Annotated in this window: 22 protein-coding genes, 3 tRNA genes and 1 other RNA gene; 24 read left to right on the top strand and 2 right to left on the bottom strand. The window is 39.8% G+C overall.

What is annotated here, in order from left to right; genetic code table 11:
* Nucleotides 1-90 precede the first annotated feature (90 nt).
* On the bottom strand, nt 91-333 hold the full coding sequence (locus HORE_RS10765; protein WP_041606108.1) for a hypothetical protein: 243 nt from the start codon (nt 331-333) through the stop codon (nt 91-93).
* 338 nt (nt 334-671) lie between these two features.
* Here HORE_RS10765 and HORE_RS10760 point away from each other — a divergent pair.
* The 14 genes from HORE_RS10760 to HORE_RS10705 all read left to right on the top strand — a co-directional run bounded on the left by HORE_RS10760 (nt 672) and on the right by HORE_RS10705 (nt 8,928).
* Nucleotides 672-748: transfer RNA gene (locus HORE_RS10760), tRNA-Arg, on the top strand.
* A 49-nt stretch (nt 749-797) separates the two neighbouring features.
* Nucleotides 798-1,277, top strand: a complete 480-nt coding sequence (gene tadA / locus HORE_RS12745; protein ID WP_015923794.1) for a tRNA adenosine(34) deaminase TadA — start codon at nt 798-800, stop codon at nt 1,275-1,277.
* Nucleotides 1,254-1,346 (top strand) — tRNA-Ser (locus HORE_RS10755). The genes tadA and HORE_RS10755 overlap by 24 nt, the downstream gene beginning before the upstream one ends.
* 26 nt (nt 1,347-1,372) lie before the next feature.
* A tRNA-Ser gene (locus HORE_RS10750) sits at nt 1,373-1,466 on the top strand.
* A 50-nt stretch (nt 1,467-1,516) separates the two neighbouring features.
* An RNA gene (gene ffs, locus HORE_RS12740) (signal recognition particle sRNA large type) lies at nt 1,517-1,782 on the top strand.
* A 244-nt stretch (nt 1,783-2,026) separates the two neighbouring features.
* Nucleotides 2,027-3,793, top strand: coding sequence for a DNA polymerase III subunit gamma/tau (gene dnaX / locus HORE_RS10745; protein ID WP_015923793.1), 1,767 nt, complete (start codon nt 2,027-2,029; stop codon nt 3,791-3,793).
* Between the two features lie 15 nt (nt 3,794-3,808).
* Nucleotides 3,809-4,117 carry a YbaB/EbfC family nucleoid-associated protein gene (locus tag HORE_RS10740; RefSeq protein ID WP_015923792.1) on the top strand — a complete coding sequence of 103 codons (309 nt, stop codon included), beginning with the start codon at nt 3,809-3,811 and terminating at the stop codon, nt 4,115-4,117.
* Nucleotides 4,117-4,713 (top strand): recombination mediator RecR, encoded by a 597-nt coding sequence (gene recR, locus HORE_RS10735; RefSeq protein WP_015923791.1) that lies wholly within the window; start codon nt 4,117-4,119, stop codon nt 4,711-4,713. The genes HORE_RS10740 and recR overlap by 1 nt, the downstream gene beginning before the upstream one ends.
* Before the next feature lie 299 nt (nt 4,714-5,012).
* A complete protein-coding gene (locus tag HORE_RS10730) occupies nt 5,013-5,456 on the top strand; it encodes a DMT family transporter (protein WP_015923790.1) in 444 nt (147 codons plus the stop codon).
* Nucleotides 5,457-5,485: 29 nt separating this feature from the next.
* A complete protein-coding gene (locus HORE_RS10725) occupies nt 5,486-5,761 on the top strand; it encodes a DUF2508 family protein (RefSeq protein ID WP_015923789.1) in 276 nt (91 codons plus the stop codon).
* Between the two features lie 5 nt (nt 5,762-5,766).
* Nucleotides 5,767-6,345: a 2-oxoacid:acceptor oxidoreductase subunit gamma family protein gene (locus HORE_RS10720; RefSeq protein ID WP_015923788.1), complete on the top strand. Its 579-nt coding sequence runs from the start codon at nt 5,767-5,769 to the stop codon at nt 6,343-6,345.
* Nucleotides 6,338-6,670 (top strand): pyruvate synthase subunit PorD, encoded by a 333-nt coding sequence (gene porD, locus HORE_RS10715; RefSeq protein ID WP_015923787.1) that lies wholly within the window; start codon nt 6,338-6,340, stop codon nt 6,668-6,670. The genes HORE_RS10720 and porD overlap by 8 nt, the downstream gene beginning before the upstream one ends.
* 16 nt (nt 6,671-6,686) lie before the next feature.
* A complete protein-coding gene (gene porA / locus HORE_RS10710) occupies nt 6,687-7,865 on the top strand; it encodes a 2-ketoisovalerate ferredoxin oxidoreductase subunit alpha (RefSeq protein ID WP_015923786.1) in 1,179 nt (392 codons plus the stop codon).
* Between the two features lie 127 nt (nt 7,866-7,992).
* Complete coding sequence (locus HORE_RS10705) at nt 7,993-8,928, top strand: thiamine pyrophosphate-dependent enzyme (RefSeq protein ID WP_015923785.1); 936 nt, start codon at nt 7,993-7,995, stop codon at nt 8,926-8,928.
* Nucleotides 8,929-9,064: 136 nt separating this feature from the next.
* On the opposite strand, the gene HORE_RS10700 is transcribed toward HORE_RS10705, so the two are convergent.
* Nucleotides 9,065-10,177, bottom strand: coding sequence for a DUF362 domain-containing protein (locus HORE_RS10700; RefSeq protein WP_015923784.1), 1,113 nt, complete (start codon nt 10,175-10,177; stop codon nt 9,065-9,067).
* A gap of 451 nt (nt 10,178-10,628) precedes the next feature.
* On the opposite strand from HORE_RS10700, the gene HORE_RS10695 reads away from it, so the two are divergent.
* From HORE_RS10695 to HORE_RS10655, 10 genes are all read left to right on the top strand, one after another.
* The gene (locus HORE_RS10695) at nt 10,629-11,780 is read left to right on the top strand and encodes an ROK family transcriptional regulator (protein WP_015923783.1); all 1,152 of its coding nucleotides are present in this window, start codon (nt 10,629-10,631) and stop codon (nt 11,778-11,780) included.
* Nucleotides 11,777-12,763 (top strand): UDP-glucose 4-epimerase GalE, encoded by a 987-nt coding sequence (gene galE / locus HORE_RS10690; RefSeq protein ID WP_015923782.1) that lies wholly within the window; start codon nt 11,777-11,779, stop codon nt 12,761-12,763. The genes HORE_RS10695 and galE overlap by 4 nt, the downstream gene beginning before the upstream one ends.
* Nucleotides 12,750-12,875: a hypothetical protein gene (locus tag HORE_RS13205; protein ID WP_264357619.1), complete on the top strand. Its 126-nt coding sequence runs from the start codon at nt 12,750-12,752 to the stop codon at nt 12,873-12,875. Before galE ends, HORE_RS13205 begins: the two co-directional genes overlap by 14 nt.
* Nucleotides 12,876-13,865: a galactose-1-phosphate uridylyltransferase gene (galT, locus tag HORE_RS10685; RefSeq protein ID WP_015923781.1), complete on the top strand. Its 990-nt coding sequence runs from the start codon at nt 12,876-12,878 to the stop codon at nt 13,863-13,865.
* A gap of 48 nt (nt 13,866-13,913) precedes the next feature.
* Complete coding sequence (locus HORE_RS10680; RefSeq protein WP_015923780.1) at nt 13,914-15,128, top strand: galactokinase; 1,215 nt, start codon at nt 13,914-13,916, stop codon at nt 15,126-15,128.
* Complete coding sequence (locus tag HORE_RS10675; RefSeq protein WP_015923779.1) at nt 15,091-16,176, top strand: M24 family metallopeptidase; 1,086 nt, start codon at nt 15,091-15,093, stop codon at nt 16,174-16,176. Before HORE_RS10680 ends, HORE_RS10675 begins: the two co-directional genes overlap by 38 nt.
* 291 nt (nt 16,177-16,467) lie before the next feature.
* On the top strand, nt 16,468-17,400 hold the full coding sequence (locus HORE_RS10670) for an ArsR/SmtB family transcription factor (RefSeq protein ID WP_015923778.1): 933 nt from the start codon (nt 16,468-16,470) through the stop codon (nt 17,398-17,400).
* A gap of 235 nt (nt 17,401-17,635) precedes the next feature.
* Nucleotides 17,636-18,880: an ABC transporter substrate-binding protein gene (locus HORE_RS10665; RefSeq protein ID WP_015923777.1), complete on the top strand. Its 1,245-nt coding sequence runs from the start codon at nt 17,636-17,638 to the stop codon at nt 18,878-18,880.
* A 159-nt stretch (nt 18,881-19,039) separates the two neighbouring features.
* Nucleotides 19,040-19,861: a carbohydrate ABC transporter permease gene (locus HORE_RS10660; RefSeq protein ID WP_226984164.1), complete on the top strand. Its 822-nt coding sequence runs from the start codon at nt 19,040-19,042 to the stop codon at nt 19,859-19,861.
* A 12-nt stretch (nt 19,862-19,873) separates the two neighbouring features.
* Nucleotides 19,874-20,695, top strand: a complete 822-nt coding sequence (locus HORE_RS10655; RefSeq protein ID WP_015923775.1) for a carbohydrate ABC transporter permease — start codon at nt 19,874-19,876, stop codon at nt 20,693-20,695.
* Nucleotides 20,696-20,730: the final 35 nt, after the last annotated feature.

Below are 20,730 nucleotides of genomic sequence, written 5' to 3'. Positions count from 1 at the left end.
TCTACTTATGTAAGTCTTTATTTGGTAAGTTTTTATAATAAAGAGAATAAAATATCTATATTAATAAAGATTAAAAGTCTGTCCAGAAATTTATTTTAATTCAATAGTAATAACGTTTTCCCTGTCTTTTATCTTTATTTTAGTTCCCTTTCCTTTTTTCCTTACTTCCCTGAAAAATTGTTTTACATCAAAATCTGTGTTGGCATATTTTTTGATAGTTTTTGAAGGTATAAAAAACAGGATAAAAGAAATCAAAAATACGGGGAGTATCAGTCTGAAAGGCCTTTTTTCCCCGGTTTTAAATTTTATAATGGCAAAGCGGGTTTTTTTCATAACCAACCTCCAGTAAATTTATTTTGAAAAAATTTCAGTGAGTATAACAAAACTCCTTTATTTTTTAGTAATGGTTACTAATATTATATAATAAGTATAACTGGTTTTCAATTGTTTTGACCTTTTTCAGGTTAAAATTTTATTGTATGACAGTTTTGGCGGTAATGGAACAATTTTCTCCGTGGAGGGTCTTGACAAAACCCTTCTGTAGTAGTAAAATTTATTCTCGGAATCGATAATGATTTCAGGTTATTGTTTGATTAATAGTATTAAAATTGTTTTAAAAAACACTTGCATTTATCACATTTATATGTTAATATTATTGTTGCTGACAAGGTGTGCCCGTAGCTCAACTGGATAGAGCGTCTGACTACGGATCAGAAGGTTGAGGGTTCGAGTCCTTCCGGGCACGCCATTCCTTTGATTTAAGGAGGATAGGGGCTTTTTATAAAGCCTTTATATAGATGAAGACAGATGAAGACTTTATGGAGCTTGCCCTTGAAGAAGCCAGAAAAGCATTAGCCCTTGAAGAAGTACCCATCGGGGCAGTAGTCGTTTGTAATGGAGAAATTGTGGGGAGTGGTCATAATTTAAAGGAAACTGAAAATGACCCCACTGCCCATGCTGAGATTGTTGCTATCAGAGATGCAGCTAGAAAACTTTCGAGCTGGCGTTTAAATGAATGTCAGCTTTATGTAACTATAGAACCATGCCCCATGTGTGCCGGGGCAATTATGCAGGCACGCCTTCAAAGGGTTGTCTATGGAGCGGTTGATCCTAAAGCTGGTGTAGCAGGTTCTTTATATAACCTGTTACAGGATAACCGTTTTAACCATACAGTAGAGCTTAAAAGTGGTGTGCTGGCTGCTGAATGCCGGCAAATTATTAAGGATTTTTTCAGCGAATTGAGGCAAACCCGGGGAAGGGTGGGTGAGTCTGGCTGAAACCGCTCGACTCGAAATCGAGTAGGCACATTAAGTGTCTCGAGGGTTCAAATCCCTCCCCTTCCGCCAGGAATATAAATAGAGCTTATAAGCGTGGAGAGGTGTCCGAGTCTGGCTTAAGGAGCATGATTGGAGATCATGTGTAGCCCCTGTTGGCTACCGAGGGTTCAAATCCCTCCCTCTCCGCCATTATTTTTTATATAAAGGCTTCAGGGGGAAATCCCTTGATATAGATTTGGCCGTACTAGACGGGGTGGTAGCGGTGCCCTGTAACCTGCAACCCGCTATAGCAGGGTCGAGGCCTGGCCGAGGGCTTCCCTTTGCGGGGTCTGCCCCTGGTAAGTGGTGTTGACGATTGGGTCTTACGCAATGGAGCTTTACGAACCCCGTCAGGTCCGGGAGGAAGCAGCGGTAAGTAAATGCCTCCATGTGCCGTAAGGGTGCCTGGTCCGAGCTAACTGCCAGGGTAACGCCCGGGGAGGAAAGTTCGAAGTCAGGTGTGCGGCCATTACTTATTTTAAAATGGAATCATTTTTATAGTTTTTTATTATGAAATTAGCTTATATAGGAAGAATTATATTTACGGCAGACTTCTTCATATAATATAAATTAAAATATATACAAAAGGACCCCGTACCGGGGTTTATTTTTATTTATAGTTAAATATTTGAAGGAAAACAGAAAGATTTCTAGAATAAATTTTTGAAGGGTATGATAAAAGCGGAAGTAACTTGTGGGAGTGAACCTGTATGGGATTTTTATCTTTATATAGAAAGTACCGTCCTCAAAACTTTAATGACCTGGTCGGCCAGCACCATGTTGTCCGGACTTTAAAAAACGCCCTGGAAAGTGGTAGAATAGCCCATGCCTATCTCTTTGCCGGGCCCAGGGGGACAGGGAAAACATCAACTGCCAAGGTATTTGCCATGGCTTTAAATTGTATTCATGGTCCTACTACGGAACCATGTGGTCAATGTGAGAACTGCCGTAAGATCCAGAAAGGTCAGTCCATTGATGTTATTGAAATTGATGCTGCATCAAACCGTGGGATTGATGAAATAAGGGAATTAAGGGAAAAGGTTAAATTTTACCCCAATGAGGGGGAATATAAAGTATATATAATAGATGAAGTTCATATGTTAACTAAAGGGGCCTTTAATGCTTTATTAAAAACCCTGGAGGAACCACCGGAAAAGGTGGTATTTATCCTGGCTACCACTGAACCCCATCAGGTTATTAATACTATTCTATCACGCTGTCAGCGCTTTGATTTCTCCCTGCTCCCGGTCAGGGAAATTCAGGAGAGGCTCCGCTATATCTGTGAAAAAGAGGAGGTTGAATTTGAGGAAGAGGCTCTAAATATACTGGCCCGGTCAGCCAATGGGGGCCTCAGGGATGCTATAAGTCTCCTGGATCAGGCGATATCTTACACAGGTAATAACCTCAACCCCATTGATGTGCAGGGTATGCTCGGCAAGGTAAGCCGGGAGGTTTTAAGCCAGTTTATCAAATATGTTCTCAACGGGAATTCGGTTGAGGCTTTAAAACTGGTAAATAGAATAATCAGTCGGGGAAATAATGTAGGGCGTCTTATAGGTGATTTGATTGAATACGGGAGGCAGCTCCTTCTTGTAAAAGAATGCGGCCCTGATTCCAGGATTATAGAATATCCTGATGAGGTTTTAGAGAAAATATCAGGTGAGGCCAGAGCCATAAAGACCAGCAGATTGATTGAAATAATAGATCAGCTTACAGTAATGGAGCGTGATATTAAATATTCTGATGAGCCCCGGCTAATCCTTGAAGTCGGTATTATAAAGATGGCTAACCCTGAGGCCGGAGGTTCAATTATAGACCTGGAAAAGAGAATTGCCAGGCTGGAAAATATAATATCAGGAAAAATAACCGCTAATGATGGGGATAGAATAACATCAACTTTTAATACTGTTTCTGGAAGCGATAAAGTTATGACCGGACAGGGTGTGAAAAAGAAGAATAAAAAAGGTAGTATTAAAGATAATAAAGCAGACAAAAACCGGGTTAAAAGCGATAACACTCCTGAACATGAGACCGGCATCAGAACTGATATGGGTGGTGGACAGGGAGTTGAAGATGCCTCAGGAGGCGAATTAACCCTTGATAAATTCAGAAAAGGATGGCCTGTTGTCTTAAAACAGATTAAAGAAAAAAATATCAAGGCCCAGGCTTTTTTAATAGAATCCCGACCTGCTGCCTTTGATGGTGAGGTTCTGGTTATTGAATTTCCTGAAGATAAGGCTTTTCATAAAAAAGGAGCGGAAAAGGAGAAAAAGTTGATTGAAGATGTGGTTAGTAAGATAGCCGGGACAAGATGTCAGGTCAGATTCCGGCTTGCAGGAGAAAAAGAAAAGGGGTATAATAATACTGCTGTTAAAAAAAAAGAAAAAAACAAAAAAGATGATGACCTGGTAAACAGGGTTATGGAACTTTTTGATGGAGAGATTATTAAGGTCAATCATGAGGTTATAGAAAATTAAAGGAGGTTTTTTAAGATGAATATGAATAAATTAATGAAGCAGGCCCAGAAAATGCAGGCTAAAATGGCTAAAATGCAGGAGGAACTTGAAGAAAAAACCGTTGAGGCTACTGCCGGGGGTGGGGTAGTTAAAGTTGTTCTCAATGGAAAACAACAGCTTGTCGATCTCAAAATTGACCCCGATGCTGTTGATCCAGAGGATGTGGAAATGCTGGAGGATTTAATCCTGGCTGCTGTTAATGAAGGGATGAGAAAGGTAACCGATATGGTCAATAAAGAAATGGGCAAAATCACCGGTGGGATGAATATCCCGGGGATGTTCTAATGCGTTATTATCCCCAGCCTATGGGGAAATTAATTAATCAATTGAGCAGGCTGCCAGGAATTGGACCAAAAACTGCCCAGCGCCTGGCTTTTTATATCCTGAGATTAAACCCTTCAGAGGTAAGGGAGCTCTCCCAGTCCATGATTGATGCCAGGGAGAAAACAAAGTATTGTTCTGTCTGTAATAATTTAACCGAAAAGGACCCCTGTGACTTCTGTTCCTCACCCGAAAGGGACCATAATTTAATATGTGTGGTTGAAAGTCCTAAAGACGTTATTGCCATGGAAAGAACAGGGGAATACAAAGGTTTATATCATGTGTTACATGGATCTATTTCTCCCATAGATGGAATTGGACCAGAGGATATAAAAATTAGAAACCTCCTTCCCCGCTTGAAAGAGGGGGTAAAAGAGGTTATAGTGGCTACTGATCCCAATGCTGAGGGTGATGCTACTGCTATGTATCTGGCCAGGTTAATAAAACCTCTGGGGGTAAAAGTCACCAGGATTGCCCACGGGCTCCCGGTAGGTGGTGACCTGGAATATGCTGATGAGGTTACCCTGTCTAAAGCATTAGAAGGGAGACGAGAAATGTGATATAGATGTCTGGTAATTGCCAGGCATCTTTTTTTAGCGGTAATTATATTCTCTTAATTTTAGTCATTATATATAAATATAGTCATTATATATAAATATTTTTTAATACTGTTTTTATGTTATATAGCAATTATAATGATCGTAAATGATCGTAGTTCAGCTATTAACAAATTGAATATACCAAACCTGCTTTCAAAAACGGTATTTTCCGTCATGGAAAATACCGTTTTTTTCATTTATGACTGAATAAACGGGCTTTATAATGTCAAGACTAATAAGGTAGGAATGGAGGTGTCCTCTTGTTAGGATATTCATGGCTTTACCTGCTGCTGGCAGCCATGGCCGGTTTAACAATGGCGGTACAGGGGTCGATTAATTCGGTCCTTGGCAAAAAAATTGGGCTTATGGAGACCAATTTTATTGTCCATGCTACTGCAGCTATTATTCTTTTAATATACTTTATATTTAACTTTGAAAATGGAAATTTTAATTCATGGAAGGGTGCCCCCTGGTTTTTATATATTGGGGGTGTTCTGGGGATTGCCATTACCTATCTGGTGATGGTTAGTATTCCTGAACTGGGAGTAGCCGTAGCTACCACTTCCATTGTTACTGCCCAGGTTTTAACAGCAGCCTGTATAGATCATTTCGGTTTATTTGGACTGGAACAGGTTCCTTTTACCTGGGTAAAGTTTGTGGGTGTTCTTTTTTTAGCTGCTGGAGTCCGTTTGCTATTAAATTAATAACAACGTTAACGTCGGGAGGGTTTGGTATGCTTAAAGAAAAATTAATGGATGTTTTCAAAAAAAGGTATTACAGGTTCCGGAATAATGTTAAACCTTACCTTGAGGATTTTAAGGTAATTAAAAAAGGGGAACCATCTCTTGAGGAGAAAATCAAAAAAGCTCATGAAGAATGGGTACAGGCCCAGGAGTATTTTAATAGTGTAACCGACCCCATGTTAATCGATCATGCAATTTATAAAATTCACGCTGCCCGGGAAAAATATAATTTCTTATTATCCAGGGCTAAAAAATACAGGAGGTAAAAAATATGCTGGAAATAAGATGGCACGGAAGGGGTGGTCAGGGGTCAAAGACCGCCTCTATTTTATTAGCTAAAATAGCATCGGCTACCGGTAAACATATTCAGGCTTTTCCGGAGTATGGTCCGGAAAGGATGGGAGCCCCGGTTCTTGCTTATACTAGAATAAGTGATGGTCCCATTCATCTCCATTGTCAGGTTGAAACCCCTGACCTGGTTGTGGTCCTGGACCCGACCCTGATTGGAACGGTGGATATTACCCAGAATTTAAAAAAAGGGGGTAATCTTATTATAAATTCTGATTATGAGCCCGATAAAATCAGGGATAAACTCGGCCTGGCTGCGGATGTTAATACTTATACAATTGATGCCAATACAATTTCTGAGGAAGAGATCGGACGAATTTTTCCCAACACACCTATGCTGGGGGCAATAAACAGGGTAGTTAATTTAATGGACCAGGATTCATTTCTCAATCAGGCCCGTGAAGAATTGAAAAAAAAGTTTTCCCACAAACCAGAGGTAATTGAGGGAAATATGCGCTCTATAGACATGGCTTACCGGGAGGTGAAAGGGCTTAATGGCTAAAAAAGGATGGCGAGAACTACCCCGTGGTGGTGTAATTAAGGACCCCGGTAGTGCCAGCAAATACAGGACCGGGAGCTGGAGGGTAAAACGTCCCCTGTGGAGTGAGGAAAAATGTATTCAGTGTCTTTTGTGCCATGTATACTGCCCTGATATAGCTATTGATGTTGAAGAGGGAAAGGTTATCGGGATTGATTATAACCACTGTAAGGGATGTGGTATCTGTGCCAACCAGTGCCCCGTTCAGGCCCTGGAAATGATAAGTGAGGACAAGGGTGATGTTAATGATGAAACTGAAGAGGTAGATCATCAGAAGAAATCAGAATAAAGGAGGTAGAAAAGAAATGAAACCCCAGATTGCTTTAACCGGAAATGAGGCCCTGGCCCTGGGAATGAGGCAGATAAACCCGGATGTAGTTGCAGCTTATCCAATTACTCCCCAGACCGAAGTTGTTCAGATGTTTTCTCAGTTTGTAGCCGACGGGGAGGTGGATACTGAATTTATTACAGTAGAGAGCGAGCATAGTGCCATGAGTGCTACTGTAGGGGCAGCTGCCGGAGGATGCCGGGCCATGACTGCTACATCAGCCAATGGACTGGCCCTGATGTGGGAAATTGTTTACATAGCGGCTTCACTTCGTCTCCCCATTGTGATGCCCCTTATAAACCGCGCCCTCAGTGCTCCAATTAATATACACTGTGACCACAGTGATGCCATGGGGGTCAGGGATTCTGGCTGGATTCAATTATTTGGTGAAAACGCCCAGCAGGCCTATGATAATTTGATTCAGGCGGTCAGGATTGCCGAACATAAAAATGTCAGGCTACCGGTTATAGTTAATATGGATGGCTTTATTATTAGTCACGCTGTTGAAAATTTAAAACCCCTGACCGATCAAGAAGTTACAGACTTTATCGGTGATTATAAGCCAGAATACAGCCTGCTTGATCCCGGTAATCCAATTACAGTAGGTCCCCTGGACTTACAGGACTATTATTTTGAGCATAAAAGGCAGCAGATAGATGGGATGGAACATGTTTTTGATGTTGTTGCTGAAGTGGCCAGAGAATTCAAGGAACTGACGGGACGAGAATATGGTTTTTTTGAAACATATAAAATGGATGATGCTGAAATAGCTGTGCTGGGACTCGGGTCTACCATGGGGACAGCCAGAATAGCTGTCGATAATCTTAGAGCAGATGGTATTAAAGCTGGACTCATAAATTTAAGGTTATTTCGTCCCTTTCCGGCAGGCCAGCTGATTCGGGCCCTTAATGGAGTAAAAGTCCTGGGGGTTTTTGATAGGGCTGACACCTTTTCCTTGAATGGAGGCCCACTGTTCCTTGATGTTAAGGCTTCTTTATATGACTCTTCCAGGGATCTGAAGGTAGTAAATTATATTTATGGCCTTGGTGGTAGGGATATTAATGTTAGCAATATCGAAGATATTTTACGGGAACTGGTTGCCATCAAAGAGGGCCAGAAAGAAAAGAAAGTTACCTATTATGGGGTTAGAGAATAATTTTCAGGGGTACAGGGTTAAATACAGTTAGATATAATGCTATCAGTTAATTAGATAATAGTTGCCTGACACATTTGATTCAATGGGTATTAACCCTGCCAGTAAAGTCAAACAGAGGAGGGTAAAAATGACACCAGAAGTGAACCAGGAAACAAACCGTGCTCAAATAGGGGAGGAATTTACCAGTGGTCACCGGCTCTGTCAGGGCTGTGGAGCTTCCATTATAGTACACAATGTTTTAAAGGCAGTTGATACCCCGGTAGTGGTCAGTGTAGCTACCGGTTGCCTGGAGGTTTCTTCTTCAATATACCCCCAGAGTGCCTGGAACTGTTCTTTTATCCATAATGCCTTTGAAAATGCTGCTGCAACTCTGAGTGGTGTAGAAACAGCCTATCGTGCTTTGAAAAAACAGGGGCGAATTGATGATGAGTTTACCTTTATTGCCTTTGGTGGTGATGGCGGAACCTATGATATCGGCTTTCAATCACTGTCAGGAGCCATGGAGAGAGGACATGATATGGTTTATATCTGTTATGATAATCAGGCCTACATGAATACTGGAATCCAGCGTTCCAGTGCTACACCCCAGGGGGCCAATACTACGACCAGTCCGGTAGGTAGTGTTATTCCAGGCAAGAAGCAGTTCCGGAAGGATATAACTGAAATAATGGCTGCCCATAATATACCCTATGCTGCCCAGGCTTCACCATACCACTGGAAGGATTTACGGAAAAAAGTTAAAAAGGCAGTAGCTATTGATGGGCCAGCTTTTATCAATGTTCTATCGGTTTGCCCCCGTGGCTGGAGGACAGCCGAGTCTAAGGGGATGGAAATAACCAAAATAGCGGTGGAAACTCTGTACTGGCCCCTTTATGAAATAGAAGAAGGACAGTACCACATTACTCATAAACCCAAAAAGATAAAACCTGTTGAGGAGTGGCTTAAACCTCAGGGGAGATTTAAACATCTTTTTAAAGAAGAGAATAAAGATATAATTAAAATACTCCAGGAACGGGTTAATGAAAGATGGGAAAGGTTATTAAGGCTTGCTGGAGAAAAATAAGAAACCCCCGGGAACGGGGGTGTAATAATACCTGGCCAATTAATAGAGTGTATTGATAACTTGAGTAAAGGGTTAAATTAAAACAGATTATGTTGATAATCAGGGTATAACCAGAGTTAATATAATCTGTAAAAGATTATATTTCAATTAATTCGTAGTCACGGGAGCCAAGCCCCAGTTCGGCTGCATATTCAAGGGTCCTGACACCACCGTCGGTACTGGGGTGGACCCCTTTAAATTTGTTTTCCCCTGGTTTGTGATTTTTCTTTAATGCAGTGTTGTGGCGTCCATCCTGTTTATTGACAAGGTCAAAAGACGCCTGTTCCAGAGCCAGGGGATCTTTTGAGGCCAGGATACCGATATCATCAACAATATATTTATCACTCCAGGATGCACAGTCACAATCAGGGGTGACATTCATGACAAAGTTTATATATCCTATCTTGTCTTTTTTCTCCTTAATAATACCATAGGAGAATTCTACAATACGTTCCTGAACTCCCTGACTGGTACTTTCCCATTGAATCTTGATGGCATCGGTGGGGCAGGTAACAACACATTCACCACAGCCGATACAGAGATTCTGATCAATGGTACTTGTCTCCTTATTAATGGTAATTGCGTTTTCAGGGCAGAATTTAACACATTTCCGGCATTTTTCACACTTTTCTTCATCTATTTCCGGCAGGACATCGGAATGCATCATCTGTTTTCCACTGCGACTACCCAGTCCCATACCAATATTTTTAAAGGTGCCTCCAAAACCTGTTAATTCATGGCCTTTGAAGTGGGAAACAGTGATTAGAGCATCGGCATGCATAACTTCTGAACCAACTTTTATTTTATCAAAGTGTTTAAGGTTTACCGGTATTTCTGTGAAGTTTTTTCCTGTTAGTCCATCGGCTATTATCAATGGAGCCTGGATGGTGGCATAACTAAAACCATTGGCGATGGCTGTATTCAGGTGGTCAACCGAATTAGCCCTGCTTCCAACATAAAGGGTATTGGCATCTGTTAAAAAGGGTTTTCCTTTCCTTGATTTGATGGCTTCAACAATCCTTCTGATATAGAGGGGGCGAATAAATCCGGTATTTCCCTTTTCACCGAAGTGAAGTTTTATGGCTACAAGATCGTCTTCTTCAATAAATTCATGAAAACCGGCTTTAAAAAAGAGTTTGTACAGTTTTTCAACAAGACTTTCATTATGACCGCTAGCTCTTGTACTGGCAAAGTAAACTTGACTGGCCAAAGTAATACCTCCTTTTTTTATTAACTGTTAAGATATACTATTTTAATTATATTACAAATACGGAAATCTTACAAACGTAATATATATATGTAAACACTTCTTTAAAATTATATTATCAAATCATTGACATTGAAAGATATATCTGTCAGGCTGAAATATACCTGATTTTCAACCCTTCGTAAAAAATTAAAGGAGTTAGTGAAACAGTAGTCCATCCTGCTATATTTAAAGCAGCTTACTTAAAGCAGATATATATATAAGTTAATTATGAAAAATATTTATTATGAAATTCTTTTAAATTCTAAATTATTTCCTCCAATAAAAATAAAATATTACTTTACTGATAAAAGAGGAAGTGTTATAATAAACTTAGTTAATTAATTAAATAAACGAAGTTAACAAAACCAGAGTGAAAGGGGGAATTAAACTGAAGAGGGGAAGCTTTAAATTAATGAAAAAAATAAACCAGCAGACAATTTTAGAATTAATAAATAATAAAGGGCCTATTTCCAGGGCTGAAATAGCTGAGATTACTGGATTAACGCCGGCTACTGTCTCCAACATAGTAAAGGATCTCCTTAAGATGGATCTGGTCAGAGAAACCCGGCAGGGAGAATCCCGGGGAGGAAGAAAACCCATCTTACTGGAGGTAAATCCAGAAGGAGCCTACGTAATCGGCCTTGAATGGGGAATAGGGGAAATAAAGGCTGTTCTACTTAATTTAAATAAGAAGGTAATTAAAACTATAAAAAAACAGGTAGATAGTTTTAAACCTGAGTGGTTTTTAAAGACTACAGTAACAATATTTGAAGAGGTTACTGGTTATGTAGAAAATCCAGATAAGGTATTTGGTCTCGGGATAGGGATTCATGGTTTAGTTGATCCAGATGAAGGTGTTTCCCTGTATGCCCCCCATTTTGGCTGGGAGAATATTAAAATAGGTAAATTATTAAAACAGGAATTACAGATTCCTATTATGCTGGATAATGATGTCAGGATGATGGCCCTGGCTGAAAAATGGGAAGGCAGGGATAATTTTATATTTATTAACACCGGGCCAGGGATAGGTTCAGCTATAGTTATTAAAGGAGAACTCCTCTATGGTAGAGATTTCGGAGCCGGGGAATTCGGCCATATGACTATTGTTGAAGATGGGGCCCTCTGTAGTTGTGGTAATCGCGGTTGTATTGAAGCCCTGGTTTCTGTTAATAACCTTGTCAGGGAATATAATGATTCACTACCGGAACATATATCATTCCATGATATAAAGCGGGAGTGGAATCTTTTAATAGATTTAGCCCGTGAAGAAAAATCCAGGGCCTATTCTATAATTGAAAAGGCGGGCGTGTATCTAGGTAAGGGAATAGGAAATGTGGTTAATCTTTTAAACCCGGAAGCGGTAGTAATCGGAGGAGACTTTTTACTGGCCAGGGATTTGATTTTTCCGGTTATTAAAGAACAGGTATTAGAGACTGCCCTTAAGGTTCCGTCAAGGGACCTTGAAATAACAGGGACTGCTTTTGGTGAGAAGGTTGGTGCTATCGGGGCCGGTACCAGAGTCCTGCAGGAAATTTTTAAATTAAAAAAGGAGGAAGATAAATGAATATACTGGTGACAGGAGGAGCCGGTTATATTGGGAGTCATGTAGTGAAAAGCCTGTTTGAGGCTGGTTATAATGTTGTTACCCTGGATAATCTTGAGAAGGGTCACCGGGAAGCTGTCCTGGGCGGTGAGTTTATTAAGGGTGATCTCAAGGACAGAGAGCTGTTAGACAGCATAATGAAAGATTATGAAATAGATGGTGTCATTCATCTGGCTGCCCACAGTCTGGTAGGAGAGTCAATGGAAAACCCGGGGAAGTATTATAAAAATAATGTTTCCAATGGCTTAAATTTACTGGAAGCTATGGTTGATAATGATGTGAAATACCTGGTTTTTTCTTCTACAGCTGCAGTTTATGGGGAACCCAGGGAAGTCCCCATCACAGAAGATCATCCAACAGCTCCGACAAATACCTATGGGGAGAGTAAACTCTTTTTTGAAAAGATGATGAAACGGTATGATGAAATTTATGGACTTAAGTATGTATCCCTCCGTTACTTTAATGCAGCCGGGGCCGATCTATCAGGTAAAATTGGGGAAGACCATGACCCTGAGACCCATTTGATTCCCATTGTACTTCAGAAAGCACTGGGTTTACGGGATAAGCTATATATTTTCGGGAATGATTACCCGACCAGGGATGGAACTTGTATCCGGGATTATATCCATGTCAATGACCTGGCTGATGCCCATGTCCTGGCTATTGAAGGTTTAACACGGGGTCTGGAGAGCCGTATTTATAACCTTGGTAATGGTGAAGGTTATTCTGTAAAAGAGGTAATTGAAACTGCCAGCAGGGTTATCGGCAAACCGATTGAAGCCGGGGTTGGTGACAGGCGACCCGGGGATCCAGCTGTTCTGGTGGCAAGTTCAGATAAAATTAAAGAGGAGCTGGGATGGGATCCACAGTATCCTGACCTGGAAACTATAATTGAAACTGCCTGGCAATGGCATAAAAGGGGTGGTTTTAATGAAAATGAATAAAAAGCGGATAACCAGGGATGATGGTCGTTACTTAATTTATTATACCTTTGAGGAGGAAAAGACGGAGGCTAAAGATGGAGATAAAAAAGAAAAAGAAAGGGAGGAAGAATAAATGTCTGAATTAAGGTGGAACCCGATTTTAAAGGAGTGGGTTATTACAGCAACCCACCGGCAGAACAGGACTTTTAAACCACCGAAGGATTTTTGTCCCCTTTGTCCAACCAGGGAAGGTGGCTTTCCCACCGAAGTCCCGGCTGAAGATTATGATATAGTTGTTTTTCAAAATAGATTTCCATCCCTGCAGCCAGATGCCCCCGAGCCCGATATAGAGGGTTCCGAATTGTATCCTGTAGATCTGGCACAGGGTATATGTGAAGTCGTTTTATTTACATCAGAGCATGAAGGGGTTATGTCCCAACAGCCGTTAAGTAAATTTGAAAAACTGGTTAAGGTCTGGAAGGATCGTTATCAGGAACTGGGAAAAAAGGATTTTATAGATTATGTATATATTTTTGAAAACAAAGGGGAGGAAGTCGGGGTTACTTTACACCATCCTCATGGCCAGATATATGCCTATCCCTTTATTCCCCCTATAATAGAGCGGGAGTTAAACTCAAGTAAGGAACATCTGGAAAAGGAAGGGGAATGCCTTTTCTGCAGGGTTCTCCGGGAAGAAAAGGAGGATGGCAGGCGGATAATAGCCAGTAATAAGTCTTTTACTGCCGTTATTCCCTTTTTTGCCCGATATACCTATGAAGTTCACATTTATGCCAACAAACATTTACCCTCAATGGCTGAGTTCGGACCTGAGGAGGAAAAGGACCTGGCCCGGATATTAAAGTTATTAATTATGAAATATGATAATCTCTTTGAGTTTGTTTTCCCTTATATTATGTGTATTCACCAACAACCTACTGATGGTAGTGGTTTTGACTATTCCCATTTCCATATAGAGTTCTATCCACCATACCGGACAAAAGACAAGTTAAAATACCTGGCCGGTAGTGAAGCCGGGGCAGGTACTTTCATCAACGGTTCTCTGGCTGAAAATAAAGCAGCTGTATTGAGGGAAACCAGTCCAGTTTCCTTTGAAGATATGTAGTATCATTTATAACCGGGGTTGATAGATTTTAAGACAGGGGTGATTGGTATGAAAAGCGTAGATGAATTATGGGAGTTCTTTGAGAATAGATATGGTGATAATGGCTTGAAAAAGGGGTCCTATTCAGCCCCCGGGCGGGTTAATTTAATCGGAGAGCATACTGACTATAATGATGGTTTTGTCCTGCCAATGGCCATTGAAAAAAATGTCACCATGCTGGGTCAGTTAAGGCATGACCGGAAAATAAAAGTCTATTCTCTTGACTACGATACTGAGTTGTGCTTTAACCTGGATAAACTTGAAAAAGATGAGGAACACACCTGGGTTAATTATGTGATGGGGGTTGCCGATGAAATTGAGAAAAAGGGTCATAAACTAAAGGGGATGAACCTGGTATTTACCGGTAATGTGCCCCAGGGTTCAGGGTTAAGCTCTTCAGCTGCCCTGGAAGTAGTTACAGCCATGACCATGGCTGATTTAAATGAACTGGATATAGACCCGGTGGAGATGGCTTTGCTCTGCCAGGCTGCAGAAAACAATTTTGTCGGTGTGGCCTGTGGGATTATGGATCAATATATTTCCCGCCTTGGCCACAGGGACCATGCCCTCCTGATAGATTGCCGAACCAATGAATATGAACTAATTCCCTTTAAAGATAAAAGGTATCGGATAGTAATCTGTAACTCAAAAGCCCGGAGGGGGCTAGTTGATTCTGAATATAATACCCGAAGGTCAGAGTGTAACCAGGCTGTTGCCTTTTTTAATGAGAAGCTGGGCCGTAACATAACTGCCCTGAGGGATGTAAAGCTCAATGAAGTAGGACAATACAGGGGAGAACTCTCTGATTCAGTATATCGCAGGGCTCATCATGTAGTCAGTGAGAATGAAAGGGTTCTGGCCAGTGTCGAGGCCCTAAAAAATAATGATTTTGAGAAATTTGGACAGCTAATGATTGAATCACATCAAAGCCTCAGGGACGATTATGAGGTTAGCTGCCGGGAACTGGATTGCCTGGTAGACGTGGCCCTTAAACAGGAAGGGGTTCTGGGAGCCAGGATGACCGGGGCCGGTTTTGGTGGTTGTACGGTTAATCTTGTTGACATCAATTATGTTGAAGTTTTTATAAAAGGGATTAAAGAAGGTTATAAACGGGAAACCGGGATAGAGCCTGAAATCTATGTAAGTCGACCGGCAGAAGGGGCAAGAAGATTGGAGGTTGATAGAGATGGAGGAAACCCTGGTAAAGAAGGAAAAAATAGATAAGTTGATGAAGGAGAAAGGGCTTGATGGGGTTGTTTTGACCAGTCATAGTAATATTACCTGGTTAACAGGTATCGATAATAGAATTGTTTTTGCCAGTGATGAAGGTGCTGTGAAGCTTATTATTTTTAAAGACAGAATTGAAGTTGTTACCAATAATATTGAGGCCGGGAGAATCCGGGAAGAAGAAGGCCTGGACCAGGATTATTATAAATATATTGTAGATGACTGGTATAGGGCTGACAATTACCTTAAAGTCCTTATAGATAAATATAATTTGGGGAGTGATATTCTTATTCCAGGTGTCCTTGATGTTGGTATGGAAATTAAAAGACTGAGGTTTTCTTTATTACCTCAAGAAATGGAGAGGTATCGCCAACTGGGTAAAGAGGTGGGCAAAATTATGTCAGATACCTGTCACCATATTGAAACGGGTAAGACCGAGAATGAAATCAGGGCCCAGCTTGCTTCTAAACTATGGGCTCATAATATAAATCCCCTTTTAATCCTGGTCGGTTCTGATGAACGTATTTATAATTACCGCCACCCCATTCCAAAAGATAAAAAAATAGATAAGTATGTTATGGTAGTGACCTGTGCTGAGAGAGATGGTTTGATTGTAAATTTAACCCGGTTTGTCCACTTTGGAAACCTCCCTGATGAATTAAAAAGAAAGTTGGAGGCTGTGGTCAGGGTAGATGCCAGCTTTATACTCAACACCCGGGTTGGCAGTAAAATTTCTGATATTTTCAGTAAAGCTATTGCTGTTTATGAAAATGAAGGTTACCCTGGGGAATGGCAATACCACCATCAGGGAGGGGCTACAGGCTATGAAACGAGGGATTATATAGCAACACCGGATTTAGAGGAGGTTGTCTGTCCCAATCAGGCCTTTGCCTGGAACCCCTCGATAAAGGGTGTTAAGAGTGAAGATACTATTTTAGTTACAGAGGAAGGTTTTGAAATCCTTACTGAGGACCCTGACTGGCCAGGGATAGAAGTCCAATACCAGGGACAAAAAATAAAAAGGCCGGGGATTTTGGTAAAATGAAGTATAAAAGGAAGGGCAAATGCCCTTCTTTTTCATTTATATAAATAGGTTTATGGTTATATAAAGTTTTTATAAAAATGTTGATAAGGTTATCTTGAGTTTGCCGTTAAATATTTTTAGATTCAATAATCCTCTGATTTAATAAATTAATTGTTTTCTATTACTAAATAAACTTAATCAGTATTACATAGAAACAAAATCATTTATTTTATTGCATTTTATTTTAATAATTGTTAAAATAAATATATATATATAATTAATAATAAATTATAACAGAAGAGGTGTATTGGTATGCGGGGAAGGGTACTTGAAATTAAAAACGATGAAGATGTCTTAAAGATAGTTAAAGCCCTGGCTTCAGAGTCAAGGCTTCAGATACTCGATGTATTAAATAATCAGGAGATGAATCTCAACGAAATTTCAGAAAAACTCGATATGCCGGCTCCTTCAGTTACTGTTAATATAAAAAAACTGGAAGAAGCGGGTCTAATTGAAACCAATTACCAACCAGGAAGCCACGGTTCCCAGAAGATATGCCGGCGTACTTATGATAGTTTACTTATAAGGTTTCCAGGAACAAATATAGATTTTGATACAAATTTAGTGGAAATATCTATGCCTATAGGAAATTACAAAGATTATTATGTTGAGCCCAACTGTGGCCTGGCAACTGAGTCAGGATATGTAGGTATTCTAGATGATGAAAGGGCATTTTTAGAACCGGAACATATATATGCTCAGCTTTTGTGGTTTAGAAAAGGGTATGTCAGGTATAGGTTTCCCAATAATCTCCCGGCTAATTCTATTCTGAAGAAACTGGAGTTGAGTATGGAGGTATGTTCAGAAGCCCCTCACTACAATGAGGACTGGCCTTCTGACATTACCGTGTGGGTAAATGGCAAAGAAATAGGAACCTGGACATCTCCGGGCGATTTTGGTAAAACCAGGGGTAAATTAAACCCGGATTGGTGGAACTCGGATCAGACCCAGTATGGATTATTAAAGATCTGGACGGTAAATGGAAAAGGATCCTATATTGATGGTAAACAGATTTCTAATATAACAGTAAGCGATTTAAACATTCAGGAGAAGAGTTATGTTGATGTCAAGATTGGTATCAAAGACGATGCCAGAAATGTAGGTGGTTTAAACCTTTTTGGACGTAAATTCGGGAATTACGAGCAGGATATCATTATGAGGTTCCGGTATGATTATAGTGAATGACTTATTATTTTAATATTATTTTAAATATTTTATAAAAAAAAGAAGGAATTTTAAAATAAAAATAGAATATTAATAATAGAATAAGAAAATAAGTCATAATAACACCAATAAAATCAGAGTTAATACCCGCTGGTCCAGGGCCGGCCCTGAATAATGTTTTTTAGTTTAATAAAACATACAAAGGTTTAACAAAAGTTAAAGTCCGGTGGGTAAAAAATGTTTAGGGGGTATAGTAATGACAAAAAATAATTTAGTTAAAGTAATTTCGGTAATTGTTTTGATTTTATCTCTCAGTACAGTAGCTATGGCAAAGCAGGTAGAATTAACATTCTGGAATGGATTTACGGGACCGGACAGGGTTCAGGTTGAAGGCCTGGTAAAAGAATTTAATGAAACACACCCTGATATAAACATAAAAATGGAAATCATGCCCTGGGATAGCTTTTTTCAGAAATTATTGCCTTCCCTGGCAGTAGGAAAAGGACCTGATATTGCTGCTTTTGATACTTCTTATATTCCGCGGTATGCAGAGTCAGGCGTTATTGCTCCTATTGATGACTTATATGAAGGGTATATTGATAAAGACACCCTGATACCGGCTATGTATAATAACCTTAAATGGAAGGGTAAAACCTACGGATCACCAATGAATTACACAAGTTTACTTCTTTATTACAACAAGGATATGTTCAAAGAAGCCGGGCTTGATCCCAATAATCCTCCAAGAACCTGGAAAGAATTAAAAGAATATGCCCTGAAGCTTACAAAAGATACTAATAATGATGGTAAAGTAGACCAGTATGGTTTTGTAATTGCTGCAAAGCAGACTATTCCCATGTGGCCTATAGTTATCTGGGGGAATGGTGGTCGGATAATCAAAGATGGAGAGGTTTTTATAAATAAACCGAAAGCTGTGGAAGCGGTAGAAAGCATGGCCAGTCTTATTAAAGAAGACGGTATTTCGCCCATTGGGTTGACGGGGGCTGAATGTGATAAATTATTTGAAACCCAGAGGGCAGCTATGTATTTCTGTGGTCCCTGGATGGTAAATGGTTTTAAAAATGCTGGCATAAATTTCGGTGTGGCCCAGGTACCTGCCAGGGAAGATGGCAGGAGAATAACCCTCGGTACCAGTGTAGCCATGGTACTAAACAAAGCTAGCCTGGATAAGAAAGAAGCTGCCTATGAATTCTTTAAATTCTGGAATTCTAAAAAGTCACAAATTTACTGGTCTCTAGGATCTGGTTTCCCCCCAACCAGGATAGATATTACAGAAGAAAAATTGGCTCAAAATCCGTTTGTAGTTGAATTTTCTAGAGCTGCCAGAGACTCAAGGTTTTATTTGCCTAAATTAGAGAATTTCAACAAAATTAATTCAGATGTTATTGTTCCTGCCCTTGAAAAGGTCCTATATGATAAAGCTACAGCTGAGGAAGCCCTAGACGAAGCAGCATTTATAATTAAAAGAATTATAGATTAAATGTAAAAACACAATTGTATGGGGTTCTATCCGGGCCCCATACATTAATTATACCCGAGATTACACAGGAGGCGGAAGATATTGAATATTTTAAACAAAATGAAAACCAACTACAAATATAGGCGAAAACTGATGGGGTTTTTATTCATTATACCCAGTATGATCGTATTTCTGTTTTTTATATTTTTCCCTATTGTGGATTCATTCAGGTTAAGTTTTTATGAGTGGAGTATAATCTCTCCGGAAAAAACATATCTGGGGCTACAGAATTATAATGAGATGTTTTCTGATTGGAGATTCTGGAATTCTCTGAGGAATACTGCCTATTATGCCATCGGTTATGTACCTGTTGGAGTATCTTTATCTTTGATATTAGCCCTCCTGGTCAATACAAAAATTAAAGGAAGAAACTTTTTCAGAATGACATATTTTTTACCGGCTATTGCTTCAATGTCAGTTATCGCAATAATATGGACTTTTTTGCTGGATCCTGATATCGGTATAATATCATATTATTTAAAGCTATTTGGACTTAATACCTACGCCTGGTTAAGAAGTGTTAAATGGGCCATGCCGGCTGTTATTCTGGTTGGTATATGGAAGAATATGGGGTTTAATATGGTTATATTTCTGGCTGGCCTCCAGGGTATAAGTGATATGTATTATGAAGCTGCCGAAATTGATGGGGCCAACAAATGGCAACAATTTATTCACATTACGCTGCCCCTGTTAAAACCAACAATGACTTTTGTAGTTATAATGTCTGTTATTACATCTTTTCAGGTGTTTGACCAGGTTTATGTTATGACAAAAGGTGGCCCTCTCTTTTCCACAGAAACATTAGTACAGTACATTTATCACCTTGGGTTTGAAAACTTTCAGATGGGGTATGCAGCAACCATTGCCTATACTCTATTTATAATAATAATTATAGTAACTATTTTCCAGCTTAAATACTTTAAAATGGATCTAGACAACTAGGGGTGGATGAAAATGACCAGAACAATTAATAAAATCCTTATATATTTCATTTTACTGTTTTTTTTAGTTATTACTTTATACCCTTTTATATGGATGGTGTTAACTTCATTTAAAATAGAATCCGATATAGTGTCTTATCCTCCAACCCTGATTCCCAGGACATTTACTTTAAAATCTTACTTAAACATCTGGAAGAGCATCCCTTTTGTAAGGTTTTTTATCAACACTGTAATTTTCGCAGTGGGGGTTACAGTAATATCTGTATTTTTTGATTCTATGGCTGCATATGCTTTTGCCCGTATTAATTTTCCGGGAAAAAAGTTTTTATTTATACTGGTGTTGGCAACTCTAATGGTGCCTTTTCAGGTAACTTTAATACCTGTTTTTAAAATATTATTTAACCTGGGCTGGCTGGATACGTTTCTGGCGTTGATAATTCCAAGAGCCAGCAATGCCTTCGGTATATTTTTGCTTCGACAGTTCTTTATTACTATTCCCGGGGAACTGGAAGATGCTGCCAGGATAGACGGGTGTTCCGAATTCAGGATTTACTGGAACATCATATTACCCCTGTCAAAACCGGCATTAACAACACTGGCAATCTTCCATTTTATGTATAACTGGAATGATTTCTTATGGCCACTGGTTATGACAAGTAGTTCTACCATGAGGACCCTTCCGGTAGGACTGGCATTATTCATGGGGGAACATGTAATTGAATATGGATTATTAATGGCCGGGGCTACTCTGGCGTTATTACCTATTGTTGTTGCTTATCTGTTTGCCCAACGATTTTTTATAAAAGGTATAGCTTTAACAGGACTTAAGGGGTAGCTAACCCAGTGTGAATAATTTAATATTACAATTAT

The sequence above is a fragment of the Halothermothrix orenii H 168 genome (assembly GCF_000020485.1).
Lineage (GTDB): Bacteria > Bacillota > Halanaerobiia > Halanaerobiales > Halothermotrichaceae > Halothermothrix > Halothermothrix orenii.
Note: the sequence above shows the minus strand (reverse complement) of the source record. Positions and strands in the feature narration are given on the sequence as shown.

Bases quoted from the DNA above. Each gene is read 5' to 3' on its own strand.
- tadA (WP_015923794.1), top strand. From the start codon at position 798: ATGAAGACAGATGAAGACTTTATGGAGCTTGCCCTTGAAGAAGCCAGA.
- HORE_RS10660 (WP_226984164.1), top strand. From the start codon at position 19,040: ATGATCGTATTTCTGTTTTTTATATTTTTCCCTATTGTGGATTCATTC.
- HORE_RS10665 (WP_015923777.1), top strand. From the start codon at position 17,636: ATGACAAAAAATAATTTAGTTAAAGTAATTTCGGTAATTGTTTTGATT.
- recR (WP_015923791.1), top strand. From the start codon at position 4,117: ATGCGTTATTATCCCCAGCCTATGGGGAAATTAATTAATCAATTGAGC.
- HORE_RS10695 (WP_015923783.1), top strand. From the start codon at position 10,629: ATGAAAAAAATAAACCAGCAGACAATTTTAGAATTAATAAATAATAAA.
- HORE_RS10740 (WP_015923792.1), top strand. From the start codon at position 3,809: ATGAATATGAATAAATTAATGAAGCAGGCCCAGAAAATGCAGGCTAAA.
- HORE_RS10655 (WP_015923775.1), top strand. From the start codon at position 19,874: ATGACCAGAACAATTAATAAAATCCTTATATATTTCATTTTACTGTTT.
- porD (WP_015923787.1), top strand. From the start codon at position 6,338: ATGGCTAAAAAAGGATGGCGAGAACTACCCCGTGGTGGTGTAATTAAG.
- HORE_RS13205 (WP_264357619.1), top strand. From the start codon at position 12,750: ATGAAAATGAATAAAAAGCGGATAACCAGGGATGATGGTCGTTACTTA.
- HORE_RS10765 (WP_041606108.1), bottom strand. From the start codon at position 333: ATGAAAAAAACCCGCTTTGCCATTATAAAATTTAAAACCGGGGAAAAA.
- HORE_RS10720 (WP_015923788.1), top strand. From the start codon at position 5,767: ATGCTGGAAATAAGATGGCACGGAAGGGGTGGTCAGGGGTCAAAGACC.
- HORE_RS10675 (WP_015923779.1), top strand. From the start codon at position 15,091: ATGGAGGAAACCCTGGTAAAGAAGGAAAAAATAGATAAGTTGATGAAG.
- galT (WP_015923781.1), top strand. From the start codon at position 12,876: ATGTCTGAATTAAGGTGGAACCCGATTTTAAAGGAGTGGGTTATTACA.
- HORE_RS10725 (WP_015923789.1), top strand. From the start codon at position 5,486: ATGCTTAAAGAAAAATTAATGGATGTTTTCAAAAAAAGGTATTACAGG.
- HORE_RS10670 (WP_015923778.1), top strand. From the start codon at position 16,468: ATGCGGGGAAGGGTACTTGAAATTAAAAACGATGAAGATGTCTTAAAG.
- dnaX (WP_015923793.1), top strand. From the start codon at position 2,027: ATGGGATTTTTATCTTTATATAGAAAGTACCGTCCTCAAAACTTTAAT.
- porA (WP_015923786.1), top strand. From the start codon at position 6,687: ATGAAACCCCAGATTGCTTTAACCGGAAATGAGGCCCTGGCCCTGGGA.
- HORE_RS10705 (WP_015923785.1), top strand. From the start codon at position 7,993: ATGACACCAGAAGTGAACCAGGAAACAAACCGTGCTCAAATAGGGGAG.
- HORE_RS10680 (WP_015923780.1), top strand. From the start codon at position 13,914: ATGAAAAGCGTAGATGAATTATGGGAGTTCTTTGAGAATAGATATGGT.
- galE (WP_015923782.1), top strand. From the start codon at position 11,777: ATGAATATACTGGTGACAGGAGGAGCCGGTTATATTGGGAGTCATGTA.